Below are 12,038 nucleotides of genomic sequence, written 5' to 3' on the forward strand. Positions count from 1 at the left end.
ACGGCACACTCAAAATATTGATCCATGCAAAGCAAACCTAAGAAACTGCCCTCCAGCCTCGATCGCCTGAAAAATAATCGATAACATTCCCGGGCAAACTACATAGGGAGATGCAAATATGAGCACCAGAAGGGAAATTAAGGATGGGGCACTCTTTGACGTACTCGACAGAGGCCTGGTGTATACCGAGGTTCTGGGCTGGATTGATATGGGCCATGCCCGTGGCAATGATGTCGCTGTACTGAGGCGTCAGTTCGCGGAAGGCGAGCGTAGCGGCCAGCCATCGTATTCAGTCATGTACCGGCAGGATATGGGCATACTGAAGTTCAAATCGCGGTTTGGGGTCGGCAAATTCTCTCGCTGGGAGATAAAGCGAGGCCGGAGTAGCGATGAGATCAACAGAATGATGCTGGCGATGATGATGAACACCGCGTCCAGATTCGAAAGCCTGCAAAGCCTGCGGTCATTCTCATGGTATACCGATAGTGGTTTTAGTGGCGAAGATTTGGTGTCTGATCTGTTCGGGTTTTATCGGGCTATCATACCTGGCCAGTATGGTTATCAGCTCAGGTCAGTCAGCTATGGTTCAGCGATTCGCCGCTGGGATTACTACGGTGCTATCGGTACCCATAAAAACCATGGATTCCGTCCGATCCTTTTTCCTGACCCGGATGAACCATGCGTGCGGCACCAGCCATATCTCGCCACTCTTCCACATTTTATGACCTGGCTCAGGCCATGGAACGATTTCACATCCGGAACCGTCAGGGTCGTTACCCATGATGGGACATCCCTCTCATTAATGGGGAAGACACAATGAAGAACCTGATTAAATGGTCTGCTGCTCTGGCTGCCACCGTGCTGATTTGTGTCGGTCTGTTTACCGGGTTTATCGCGTCGGGTTCGAATGACGTGATCGTTTACACGCAACGCGATTTTTTTAAATACCACACGCTGACAGATATGGATATTGAAAACGCCCCGCGTATTACGGAGCACTACTATTTTGAAGCCCATCCGGGAGACGGATATTCTCCTTCAAATAGCATCATATTTAAGGGGGCAACAGAGACGGCACCGCTGCGCGCTTATCTCGAAAAGCTGGGATACGTGAAGCAAAAACGCAGTCTGGGTGAGAAGGAGATATGGGCGAATCCTGATAAGTCAGATGGCGATCTGTTCTATTTGCATCTTGATCTCATAACCCATCAGGTTGAGCTTACTAAGGTTCTGAACAATTGAGTCGCCTGAATCGGAGATTGTTAAGGCTATGCTGCTCGCTGCCGCTGGTCATCGCGCTGCTGCTGACAGGATGCGCCCGCTCTGACGCGCTGTGGACGGTCACGCATGACCTCTGCATGACTCACTATCACTACCGGCGCGATCCGGCTCCCTGCCAGCAGGTCTATCAGCCGCAGGACAGTAACAAAGGCTTCAGTATCATCCAGAATCCTCGTTACAGGCTGCACTTTCTTCTGGTCCCCACCATAGCGATCTCCGGCATTGAGAGCATCACGTTATCGCGCCCCGGGCGTCCCGACTATTTCGGTTACGCCTGGCTTATGCGTTATCGGCTGATGGCTGCCTATGGGGCCAGAGTGCCGGAGGATCGACTCGGCATGGCGCTGAATTCCGCTTATGGGCGCAGCCAGAATCAACTACATGTTCATCTGACCTGTCTGCGGAAGGATGTTTATCGCCAGCTTCAGGCCGAGCGTCCCTATATTCAGGATGAGTGGCGGCCCTTGCCTGACCGTCTGCTGAAACATACATACTATGCCCGTCGCGTTATACAGCCGACGGCGATGGGGATTTATCCTGTCAGCTCCCTGGCGCGGTATCTCCGGCTGTCGCCGCCGCAGCTCGCGGAATGGGGCGTAGCGCTAATCCCGGCGACGTTCTCAGGCGAAAAAGGGTTTATTCTGCTGGCTACCCGACGCGGTCTGGATAAGGGCAATCGGGCCTCCGTTGAGTCGCTACTGGATAAGCGCTGCGCGATCCTGTCAACGCCACCAGCAGAGGTTTCAGCCGGCGATTAGCCAGACACCATTACTCCGAACTTTCAGCAGGCTGACCCTCACCCAATCCTCTGATCACCGGAATCAGGCTGATGGCGAGAGTAATGATAACGATCGTCAGCACAGAAAAGATCAGCACATGACTCATGCCGTAACGGCAGGCCAGTGGCCCGGCGACCTGGCTCTGCAGCAGCGTGGGCAGGCCGCATCCTTCGCAGCGTTGCGCTAAAGATCCGGTGCTGTAAGAGTTTTGCACAAGCACCGGACTACCGAAGAGGAGCAGGGTAGTCATCCACAACGGAATCAGTTTATTCATAATGGAGTGCTTCCTGTTACCTTGTCAGTTTTTTATCGTGCAAAAGTGGTCATGGCTATTCCTGATGGTTAATATCGCGCTTACCTTAACGGTAAGCGCAAAGCTGTTAAACGCCTGAGCAATATAAGCGGAGAGGGGAGAAGAGAGGGTGCTTACAGAGCCCGGCTAACCGGCTCAGTTGCTCCAGCATATTATGACCTCCTCTGTGGATAATCTGCATAAAGAGAGTCTGCAGATGATGTTCCATCAGGAACGCCTCACAGGCAGGAAAACAGGCATTTCTGCATCCAGACAAATCATGACTTAAACCAGGGGCGGCGCGTTTCTATATCTACAGGAGATAACCTGAACGTGTCATGATTTGTTTCATCTTTCGCACAGTTTAATTCATAAAAACCCCAGTAATCAGCATTCGAAAAATAAACCGTATACTTATCACTGTTAAAGCCAAAGTAGCGCTCATCGTTTCTTTTTATTTTCAGCTTTCCGCATGTCACTTCATCGCGCCACTCAAAGCGGGTAGCCTGATCAAGAACTGAGCCAAGTATATTAGCGCCCCAGTGAGGAATCGCAGTCATTATAAATGAAGCGGACAGAAGTAATGCGAGCAACGTTGCCGTCTGATACCCTTTGGTTTTATCGGTCTGAGTAATAAATACCAGGTAGGTTAAGGGCTGAAATAGTAAGGAAAGCGCCATCACGGAAAAAACAAATTTCCAGACAAATTCAGTGTAGGGAGCCGATGAGAGACTTAATGCACTTATCTGTAGGAAGTAGCTGGATGCCAGCGCATTTGTAAAGATAAAAAATATCGGCAATACCAACCAAAGACCCAGCCGAATCCTGCGGACAGACAGATTACCGCTTTTTTCTAAGTCATAAAAAGTCAGAATGCTGCCGAACAGGGTAAAGATAATAAACGCGATCAATAAAATGCGGCCTGCGACCAGAAACCCAAGCGGAAGCAGCAGATAGGTTAATAAGAAAGCCAGCCAGGATAGCATTGCAAACGTTCCGGCGATTTTTCTGAGTGTTCTTTCTTCATATCGAAAGATAAAAAAACGAAGTATTGCAAGCGCCCGGTGCGGCAGAAAGATGACTGACGAGATGATGATAATCATGCCAGCTGCACCTGTAATTTCTCTGAATGTCTGGCTAAACCCAGAAGAACCGATGACAGAGATAAGTGTAATGAAAATAATCAGGTCTAACCTGTTATTTTTCGAGATAGTCTTTATTTTTTCCATAACTGACATACTACATCCTTTATTTTTCTGAAATTAAAACTGCACTGCTTTATCTAATAAGTCGTCATCGGGTTAGAGAAAGTAATAGAAATAAAAGGTTCTGCTTTTCTTAGGTCAGGCTCAGGATGCAACTATTCCGGTCCTTTGCATTGAGAAGGGTCTGGATTGCAAATCGAAGGGCTGCTTATCGCAGCCCTTAGAACAATCAGTGCAGGCAGCACTGCTTATATTTTTTACCGCTGCCGCACGGGCAGGGATCGTTGCGGCCTGGCATTTTCTCGGCCGATACGGGCTTCTGCGGAACCGGAATGGCTTCGGGCTGAGAGATCCAGTGGTCGTGCAGCGCCAGGGCCGCCGGACGAATCGCCTCGATGCTGGCTTCCATCTCCTCCGGCGTCATCGCGTCGATTTTGTCGAGGTTCTCTTCCGTACCGTGCAGGGCGATGGCGTCCAGCGCAGGCTGTAGCTCTGGCGGCAGACCAGACCAGTCGCTCAGCGAGACACCGCGCATGTAGCCAAAGCACCACTCTTCCACCACGGTAAACTCCAGACCTTCCATCTCGCGGATGCCAAACAGCGGTTCGAACTGCTCCGGGAATTCCGATAAGCGGTCAGCCACGTCATTCATGTGCTGGAAGCAGAGCGACATAAAGCGGGTCATTTCACGCTCATTGCTCCATTTGGGAATATGCTTCTCGCCACCCCACAGTGCGACCAGCCACTGGCTGGGTTCGATGGTCACGGGGCCAGAGAGCACGGCAGTCAGCAGACCATCCAGCTCGGAGACATCAATAATTGACGCTTCGCTGCCATATTTTTCCAGCATATCTTCCAGCCATTGCAGCTCTTTTTCAGACAGTGGGCCTTCTTTCATGCGGTTGCCTCCCGGGCGTATCAGATTTCAGCGTGGCGTTGAGCCTTAAAACCGCAGCAGTGTACACCCTTGCGGGCCACAAGACAGCTAACCCCGTTGCGGCGTCGCTGGCGGTTAAACGGCGTTTAGCCCCTGTTTCCGGTCGTTAAGCAGGCGATAGCGGGCTGCACTTTGTGGTACATTTTTGCGCTACCGCCCGCCTGATACATGCTTTAAAGCGTTAAGTTAATGATTAAATAATGAAAAATGGATTTAGGCTCTGCCAGGCGGATGCCGGATTACGCACGGAATCTGTCTCTCCCCGCTGCCGGGCCAGCAGAGTGCTCAGGCTGTTCACACCAATTATCCTTTTCCTGCTGGCAGGCTGTGGCTCCCTGTCGCAAACCTCCGCGCCGGTAAGCGACCGTGTTTATCTTACGCATGCCACCTTTGACGAAAACGTCGATGACATCGTGCAGCATTACATGCAGCAGAAGCAGGTTCCCGGCATCAGCATTGCGGTCATCCATCATAATGGGCCGACCCGCTTTTATCCCTTTGGCGTCACCGACCGCGTGCATCGCCATCCGATCACGCCGGATACCCTGTTTGCGCTGGGATCGCTGAGTAAAGGCGTAACGGCAGAGGTGATTATTCAGCTGGTGGAGCAGGGCAGGCTGCGCTGGAGCGACACTCTGGCCGACCTGTTGCCGGAAAAGGTCACGCTCAGCGCGGATGCGCGGCGCATCACCTTGCTGCAGCTGGTGACGCATACCTCCGGTCTGCCGCGTCAGGATATGGATCTGCCGATGCTGGCGCAGTTTATCGGTTATCTGGGCACGGGCGAGAATTTCTATGGCAATCTCGACAGCGACACGTTGCTGAGTTATCTGGCAGATTTCACCGCGCCCGCCGTGCGCGTGCCGCACTACTCTAATCTGGGCTATGCGCTGCTCGGTTATATCCTGCGCACCCGTTTTCATCAGGACATCCAGACGCAGGCGTCAGCGCTGATCTTCTCGCCGCTGAAGATGAACCAGAGCAGTTTTGTGCCGGAAACGCTCGCGGGCTATCCGCTGCGCGCGCTGGGGCATGCCGGCGATCAGCCAAAATTGATCCGTCGCGGTGCGCTGACGCCCGACTGGCATTTCCACGGCAACATGGTGGCCGCAGCCAGCCTCTACAGTAATGCGCGCGACTTAAGTACCTATCTGCGCGCGCATCTGCGGGCTACCGGCGACAGGTCGCGGGATCGCGCGTTCGCCGCAGTCGGGCAGGCGTGGTATCAGCAGGGCTCACAGACGCAGAATATTGCCTGGGTAACCGACAGGGTCGGCGGGCAGCAGATCACCTATCAGGTAGGCTACATCGGCGGTTACGCCAGTTTTATCGGCTACGATAAACAAAACGGGAATGCGATAGTGGTGCTGCAGAACGGCTTTAACTGGAGCAACTATTTGGGCATTGCGCTGTTGGTCGATCTGGCAACACAGGATAAAGTGGTCCCACAGTAACCGGTCAGCTGGCCTGTGTGCAGTGAAGTGCGTCGCGCTGTTTTCTCTGCAAAGCACGTCAGCGCACCGGAACTGAAGTGCGATAAAAATTGTCTTTAGCCTGACTGTCAAAATTTAACGTGGAAATCATTATGCGCAGGACTCAACGTGTACTTTTATCAATGGGATTACTGGCTGGCTCGCTGAGCCTGATCCCCGCTGTTCAGGCCGCTGGCGAAGCAACGGATAACGTTCCGCCACCTCCCCAGGTTCAACCCGCGAATCCTGGCACGCAGCCTGCTGCGGGCACTGCTCAGCCGGATGCCGGTGCTGCGCAAAGCCAGGCACCAGCCAGCTCACAATCCAATGATGGCATCACGCCAACCACTCCTGCACCGTCCAACGGCGGGCGTCCGAATTACGAACTGAGCACCATCATCATCGATTACAAAGAGTATAAAATCGGTGATACCGTGCCAGAGAAGTACACCGGCAAAACCTACACCATCGGCGAATGGCAGAAGCGTAACCTGCCTGCACCGCAGGAAAATACCCACTGGGCCTATATCAACGCCAACTACATTCTGATTACCAATGACACCGGCAAGATCGTCATGGGTAAATCAGGTGATATCTTCTTCCGTGGCTGAGTGAAAAAGCCGGTCGTGATGACCGGCTTTTTTTTAGCGGCTCCGGCTTCGGTTATGCGGCGTCACCAGACGGGCTATGCTATCCCTCTCAATCCACATCGCAGATCCCATGCCAGATTAATCCGGCCAGTCCAGTAACCGGCCCAGCAGGCGCGTGGCCGCCGTGATTTGCGTGTCGCTGCTGTTGCCATAGCCCATCACCAGCCCGGATTGCGCCGGTTCAGCCAGATAAAAGGCTGAGAGTGCCGAAGGCGCGAAACCCGCCTGAAGCAATCTGCGGGCGATGGCCACGTCATCCCGCTGCGCATCAAGCGGCAGCACCAGATGCATACCGCTTTCACCGCCCAGCAACGGCACGGGCCGACCCGCCGCACGCTGCAGCTCGCTGCGCAGCCAGGTCTGACGCTGACGGTAGAGACGACGCATCTTGCCGAGATGACGGCGATAATCCCCATTGAGAATAAAGCGTGTCAGCGCCAGCTGCGCCAGACGATTACCGCCCCGCAGCAGCTGATCGAGTGCCGGACGCAGACGGCTGACGAGTGAGGCGGGCAGCACCATGAAACCAATCCGCAGCGCTGGAAACAGTGTTTTGCTGAAGGAGCCAAGATAGATAACGGGTGCATTGCCGCTCATGCCCTGCATCGCCGTGATGGGTTCACCGTGATAATGGAAGTCACCATCGTAATCATCTTCAATAATCCAGGCCTGCTGCTGGCGCGCCGCCGCAATCAGCGCCAGACGCCGGGCGGCGCTCATGACTGCACCGGTGGGGTACTGATGCGTGGGCGTGGTGTAGATGAGACGTGGTGGCGTCAGCGTCCAGTCGGATGGCCGGGGGGCCATACCCTGATGATCGGTCGGGATCGGCACCACGTTCAGTTCACCCGTCCGGAACGCCGCTCTGGCACCCCGATAGCCCGGCTCTTCGAGCCAGCCACTGTCGCCCGGATTGGTCAGCAGGGCGACGCACAGCATCAGCGCCTGCTGCGTTCCTTCGGTAATGACAATCTGTGCGGCATCACAGCGCACCCCACGCGTAATACGCAGCTGTTGTGCCAGCACGGTCCGCAGTTCGGGCTCGCCGAGCGGATCGCCATAACCGAGCCGCTGCGGAGAGGTCTGACTCATGACCTGACTCATCGCCCGTCGCCAGGCTGCCATCGGAAAGTGGTTAAGGGCCGGGATGCCAGGGCGCAGAGGCAGCGCGCCGCTGTCGATCCACGGGCTGCGGTGAAAGGCGTCAATGCGGTTTGCCAGAGGCCAGCTGTCGGGTGTGACTTCCTCCGCCTGCCTGACGGGCAGAGCCAGCGGGCTGACGCGGCTGCCCTGTCTGTCGCTGGTGAGATAGCCCTCCGCCTGTAGCTGGGTCCAGACGTTAAGCACGGTATTGCGCGACACGCCCAGCTCCAGGGCCAGCTGCCGGGTGGCCGGCAACCGCGATCCGGCCGCAAGCTGTCCCTGCAAAATAGCCTGTTTTATGCGCTGATAAAGCTGCTGCTGCAGCGTCGTTCCGGCGGCCGCCGTTAAGGGCGCCATCAGCAGGGCGGTGATCTCTGACGTCATGGTCTGCTCACGTGGATCTATCATTTTTACTGATTGTGGTACTTTTTAACCTGCCAGGGTAGTGGCAATCTGCTGACATCATCCGCAGCCGGGAGGCGATATGTCACAGCAGATCAATGAATATGGACAGCCGGTGGGGGCGTCTTTACCTGACTGGCAACCCCGTCCTGTACCGGAACATCAGGTTTTCACCGGCGAGACGTGCCGGCTGGAGCCGTTCAGTCTGGCACGGCATAGCGAAGCCCTCTTTGCGTGCTGGTCCCTGGCGGAAGATGGCCGTGACTGGACGTATATGTTTATGGGGCCGTTTAACGATCGGCAGGCGTGGCTGGATTATGCCCGTCAGCTCGAAACCAGCCGCGATCCGCTGCATTTCGCCGTTATCGATCTGGCTACGGAGCAGGCGACCGGCACACTGTCATTAATGCGCATTCAGCCTGAACATGGCGTGATGGAGGTCGGCCATGTTGCCTTTTCACCGAGGCTGAAACAGACCCGGATGGCAACGGAAGCCCACTTTCTGCTGATGCGTTATGCGTTTGAGACACTGGGCTACCGGCGCTATGAGTGGAAATGTGACAGCTGCAACGCTCCCTCCCGCAAAGCGGCAACACGGCTTGGTTTCCGCTATGAAGGTGATTTCCGTCAGGCCATTGTTTACAAAGGGCGCTCGCGTGACACCAGCTGGTTCTCCATTATCGACAGTGAATGGCCGCAGGTGGAAAAGGGTCTGCAACGCTGGCTGGCAGAAGATAACTTTACGGCTGACGGTCAGCAGCGTGAAAAGCTGGAGGCGCTGCGCAATCGGGCCTGATCGGCCGCAGGCTATTTGTCAGGACCGCCGCCAGCAGGGGGGCGCGCTTTGCAGAAAAATATATGACAACCGGTAACGTGCAGTGTGCGTCGCAATGGTTTGCGGCAGGCAGGGCGTCACGCCTCTGCGATCGTCCGCAGAGGCGTGAGGCGAAAAGGCGTTAAGACTGCGGTACGATTTTAATTTCGACCATGCCAATGCCGAGTCTGCGGGGATCCTGACCCGTGATATTACCGGTGTTGCTCAGTTGCGGTTCAGGCGGGGCAATCACCAGCTGATGACTGGCACCGGGATTGTCAAAATGCAGGGTTTGGGTGGATATCTCTTCACCCAGCGACAGCAGCTGCTCCTGATCGCCCACCCGGACCGGAATCGCCCGGTGTGCGTTAGCGCCGTAGGCGCGTGCGGTGATCACCAGATCGAACTTCGCCGGCAGCGCATCGACATAGTCGATCCGTACCTCGGGCGCGAGATTGGCGTTGGACCAGCGGCCCCAGCTCTCGGGCCGGGAGATGCCGCTGAAGCTTTTCACGCTTTCGGGCGCGCCCGGCACGTCGAGCCTGAAGCTGTCGGCGCTGTAACGAATATTGTTATCTTCTACCCGGATCTGCGCCAGATTCTGCTGGTAGCGCGCTTCTGTGACGGGTGCTGTCGGGAACTGCACTTTTCCTTTCCACTGCGGTTTATCGACGAGCGTAACCGATGGCGTACCGCCGGGCTGCCCCATCGCCACACAGAGATCGCCGGAGAGCGCCAGCGAAGGCTGCCAGAGTCGCGCCATCTTAAAGCAGCGATCCACCCAGACGAATTTATCATCGCGGGCAAAATCGGCGAGCTGATAGCGTAGCGGGGCGGAGTATTCACCTTCTGGCATCGGCTCAACATGTTTATCGCTGATGCGGAACAGGATCGGCAGCTTAAAGGTGGTTCCGGAGAAGCTGAAGGTATTCTTCGCCTTGTCTATCGTGAAGTTGTCCATCTTCTTCGGGAAGTTCCACAGCTGAATAATATCGGGCTTCCAGCTCGACACCTTGCTCTTCATATCGTCGAACTGGGTCGAGAGCGAAAGCGAGGAAAGGCTGCTGCGACCCAGGCCAATCGCGTTGTCGCCGCCGAGAATATCCAGCAGCGTGGCGCCGTTATCCAGCGTGCTGCGCTTCGCCTCCATCAGTTCCGCCTGCGGCCTGTCACCCCGGATCACCATGAACAGGTTGCGGCGCGGCTGCTTAATCAGCCAGGGGTGCGCCGTATTGTTCATGGCCAGATGATCCGAACTCACCACGATCACGGTGTTCCGGAACCACGGCGACGCTTTGATGCGATCAATCAGACGCGCAACGTGCTCCTGCGAACAGGCGACTGCACTAAAGGACTGATTGAGTTTGCCCTCCATGCTGTAACTCCTGCGTTTGCAGCTGCGCGAGATAAATCCGTCGGGATGATGGGTATCGACGGTCAGCGTAAACAGCGCAAAGGGCTTACCGGCTTTTGAGAGTTCCTGATACTTCTCAAAGACTTCGTCCAGCACCGTGTCGTCGTAATAGCCCCAGTTGTTGCGGTAGGTCGGATCGGCGACGCGGCTTTTCAGCTCCTGTGAGCCATAAAGGTTTTTGGGATCAAAACCGTGAGATTTCAGGAAAATATCCTTACCGGCAAAGCGCAGATCGGCACCCTGAATAAACCAGTTTTCGTAACCTGAATTTTTCAGGATGTCGCCCAGGCAGACATTCTGTGGATAGAAGCTGGAGAGCGAGGCCGATGCATTGCCGTCAAACGGCGCAAAGAGCGGGATACCGCACTGTGAGGCGACCATGCCCGCAATGGTGTAATCGGTGCCCGGCAGCTGTTCGGTCTGGCTGAAGTCGATGCTCTGCGCTTTCTGACGGCCCAGCTCCGGCGCTAACCCCGGGAAAGCCGTGGCGTCGAAATAGGTGCGCTCCAGGCTCTCACCGTAGATGTAAACCACGTTGAGATGCGGCTTCTCAATGTGGTTGCGCGGCACTTTATAGAAGTTATCGAAGTCAGAATCGGCCAGCTGGGTGTGTGACACCACCAGAGTCGCGACCTGACGAAAGGCGGGCGTCGTCTGAACCGAACCCAGCGCGCAGGCCGCCGCCAGCAGCGACCAGCCCAGATGATGCGGACGCTGATGCCGCCGCAGGATCCACGACAGCAGGCAGAACAGCAAAAACAGCACGATGATCAGGCCAATCGCCGGCACCACATATTTACTGACGCCCGCGCCGGTCAGACTGTTGGTAAGGGTATAAAGCACCGCATCATTAATGCCGTCACCGGTAAAATAGTTACTGGCATACAGGGTGGCATTCAGGACAACGAATAGCACCAGCAGCAGAAGAACAAGTATGAACCAGAATTTATTACGCCCGGCTTTACAGGAATAGATTGCAATAGCGGCCAGAAATAACGCCACGGACACCAATTCGGACAACGGAAAATCCTCTCTCTCAAGGCTGCGCGAGGCGTCGCGCAACCAGCCACCTTCGTGGGATGGTTTTTCGACAATCTATATGGGCTGTCATCGGGCTGCAAGATATCCGGTCCGATTTGTGCAGTGATGAACAGATTGGCTGAGGGTCATATAAGAAGCGAGGTTATCAGGCGTGACGGTGGCTGGCGCGCACCGTCAATCGCGCGGGGATCAGGACGCTTTTCAGAGTTTGCCAGTGAGATACTGCGCTTCGCCATCGGCAAAGCTCCAGTCACCTTTTTCGTTGGTAATAAAGCTGATCATCAGGTCATTGCCCTGGACGCCACAATGCTCACGCAGCTCCCGCGCCAGTTCGGCCATAAAGTGCTGTTTCTGTTCAGTGCTGCGCGGGCTGGTATAGACCCGGACCATCACCAGATTGTCGCTGCGGCTGAATCCCAGCCCGGTATCCTGAAACACCATCTGATAACGCTTGTTTTCCTGAACAATCTGATAGCGATCGCGTTCCGGCACCTTAAACGCGGTCAGCACGGCACGGTGCGCCGCATCCAGCAGAGTGCGAAGTTCTGATTCTGAACGGCCTTCAATTACATCAAATTGCAGCAGCGGCATAGCAGATTCCTCATTGG

At 55.3% G+C, this 12,038-nt stretch carries 12 protein-coding genes; 6 read left to right on the top strand and 6 right to left on the bottom strand.

Annotated elements, in window-relative coordinates:
* Window positions 1-118 precede the first annotated feature (118 nt).
* Genes RT657_RS05410 through RT657_RS05420 form a run of 3 tightly spaced genes read left to right on the top strand, consistent with a single transcriptional unit; the run spans window position 119 to window position 2,039 of the window.
* Window positions 119-820, top strand: coding sequence for a hypothetical protein (locus tag RT657_RS05410; protein ID WP_313652960.1), 702 nt, complete (start codon window positions 119-121; stop codon window positions 818-820).
* On the top strand, window positions 817-1,242 hold the full coding sequence (locus tag RT657_RS05415) for a hypothetical protein (RefSeq protein ID WP_313652961.1): 426 nt from the start codon (window positions 817-819) through the stop codon (window positions 1,240-1,242). Before RT657_RS05410 ends, RT657_RS05415 begins: the two co-directional genes overlap by 4 nt.
* Window positions 1,239-2,039: a CDP-diacylglycerol diphosphatase gene (locus tag RT657_RS05420; protein ID WP_313652962.1), complete on the top strand. Its 801-nt coding sequence runs from the start codon at window positions 1,239-1,241 to the stop codon at window positions 2,037-2,039. Before RT657_RS05415 ends, RT657_RS05420 begins: the two co-directional genes overlap by 4 nt.
* A gap of 10 nt (window positions 2,040-2,049) precedes the next feature.
* On the opposite strand, the gene RT657_RS05425 is transcribed toward RT657_RS05420, so the two are convergent.
* The 3 genes from RT657_RS05425 to RT657_RS05435 all read right to left on the bottom strand — a co-directional run bounded on the left by RT657_RS05425 (window position 2,050) and on the right by RT657_RS05435 (window position 4,455).
* Window positions 2,050-2,334 (bottom strand): hypothetical protein, encoded by a 285-nt coding sequence (locus RT657_RS05425; protein ID WP_313652963.1) that lies wholly within the window; start codon window positions 2,332-2,334, stop codon window positions 2,050-2,052.
* 296 nt (window positions 2,335-2,630) lie between these two features.
* A complete protein-coding gene (locus RT657_RS05430) occupies window positions 2,631-3,590 on the bottom strand; it encodes a hypothetical protein (protein WP_313652965.1) in 960 nt (319 codons plus the stop codon).
* A 196-nt stretch (window positions 3,591-3,786) separates the two neighbouring features.
* The gene (locus RT657_RS05435) at window positions 3,787-4,455 is read right to left on the bottom strand and encodes a YecA family protein (RefSeq protein WP_313652966.1); all 669 of its coding nucleotides are present in this window, start codon (window positions 4,453-4,455) and stop codon (window positions 3,787-3,789) included.
* Between the two features lie 239 nt (window positions 4,456-4,694).
* Between RT657_RS05435 and RT657_RS05440 the strand changes: the two genes are divergently transcribed.
* Window positions 4,695-5,948, top strand: a complete 1,254-nt coding sequence (locus RT657_RS05440) for a serine hydrolase domain-containing protein (protein WP_313652967.1) — start codon at window positions 4,695-4,697, stop codon at window positions 5,946-5,948.
* A gap of 131 nt (window positions 5,949-6,079) precedes the next feature.
* Window positions 6,080-6,577, top strand: coding sequence for an RcnB family protein (locus RT657_RS05445; protein ID WP_313652968.1), 498 nt, complete (start codon window positions 6,080-6,082; stop codon window positions 6,575-6,577).
* 117 nt (window positions 6,578-6,694) lie between these two features.
* Here RT657_RS05445 and RT657_RS05450 read toward each other — a convergent pair whose 3' ends face one another.
* On the bottom strand, window positions 6,695-8,143 hold the full coding sequence (locus tag RT657_RS05450) for a PLP-dependent aminotransferase family protein (protein WP_409520975.1): 1,449 nt from the start codon (window positions 8,141-8,143) through the stop codon (window positions 6,695-6,697).
* Window positions 8,144-8,243: 100 nt separating this feature from the next.
* On the opposite strand from RT657_RS05450, the gene RT657_RS05455 reads away from it, so the two are divergent.
* Complete coding sequence (locus tag RT657_RS05455; RefSeq protein WP_313652970.1) at window positions 8,244-8,957, top strand: GNAT family protein; 714 nt, start codon at window positions 8,244-8,246, stop codon at window positions 8,955-8,957.
* A gap of 160 nt (window positions 8,958-9,117) precedes the next feature.
* Here the strand turns inward: RT657_RS05455 and opgB are convergent, their stop codons facing one another.
* Both opgB and RT657_RS05465 read right to left on the bottom strand, forming a co-directional pair.
* Window positions 9,118-11,409 carry a phosphatidylglycerol--membrane-oligosaccharide glycerophosphotransferase gene (gene opgB, locus RT657_RS05460; protein ID WP_313652971.1) on the bottom strand — a complete coding sequence of 764 codons (2,292 nt, stop codon included), beginning with the start codon at window positions 11,407-11,409 and terminating at the stop codon, window positions 9,118-9,120.
* Between the two features lie 222 nt (window positions 11,410-11,631).
* Entirely contained in the window at window positions 11,632-12,021 is a 390-nt protein-coding gene (locus RT657_RS05465) for a tautomerase family protein (RefSeq protein WP_313652972.1), read from the bottom strand.
* Between the last annotated feature and the right edge of the window lie 17 nt (window positions 12,022-12,038).

The organism is Pantoea sp. (genome assembly GCF_032114055.1).
Lineage (GTDB): Bacteria > Pseudomonadota > Gammaproteobacteria > Enterobacterales > Enterobacteriaceae > Pantoea.

Bases quoted from the DNA above. Each gene is read 5' to 3' on its own strand.
- RT657_RS05410 (WP_313652960.1), top strand. From the start codon at position 119: ATGAGCACCAGAAGGGAAATTAAGGATGGGGCACTCTTTGACGTACTC.
- RT657_RS05450 (WP_409520975.1), bottom strand. From the start codon at position 8,143: ATGACGTCAGAGATCACCGCCCTGCTGATGGCGCCCTTAACGGCGGCC.
- RT657_RS05415 (WP_313652961.1), top strand. From the start codon at position 817: ATGAAGAACCTGATTAAATGGTCTGCTGCTCTGGCTGCCACCGTGCTG.
- RT657_RS05430 (WP_313652965.1), bottom strand. From the start codon at position 3,590: ATGTCAGTTATGGAAAAAATAAAGACTATCTCGAAAAATAACAGGTTA.
- RT657_RS05445 (WP_313652968.1), top strand. From the start codon at position 6,080: ATGCGCAGGACTCAACGTGTACTTTTATCAATGGGATTACTGGCTGGC.
- RT657_RS05440 (WP_313652967.1), top strand. From the start codon at position 4,695: ATGAAAAATGGATTTAGGCTCTGCCAGGCGGATGCCGGATTACGCACG.
- RT657_RS05465 (WP_313652972.1), bottom strand. From the start codon at position 12,021: ATGCCGCTGCTGCAATTTGATGTAATTGAAGGCCGTTCAGAATCAGAA.
- RT657_RS05435 (WP_313652966.1), bottom strand. From the start codon at position 4,455: ATGAAAGAAGGCCCACTGTCTGAAAAAGAGCTGCAATGGCTGGAAGAT.
- RT657_RS05425 (WP_313652963.1), bottom strand. From the start codon at position 2,334: ATGAATAAACTGATTCCGTTGTGGATGACTACCCTGCTCCTCTTCGGT.
- RT657_RS05455 (WP_313652970.1), top strand. From the start codon at position 8,244: ATGTCACAGCAGATCAATGAATATGGACAGCCGGTGGGGGCGTCTTTA.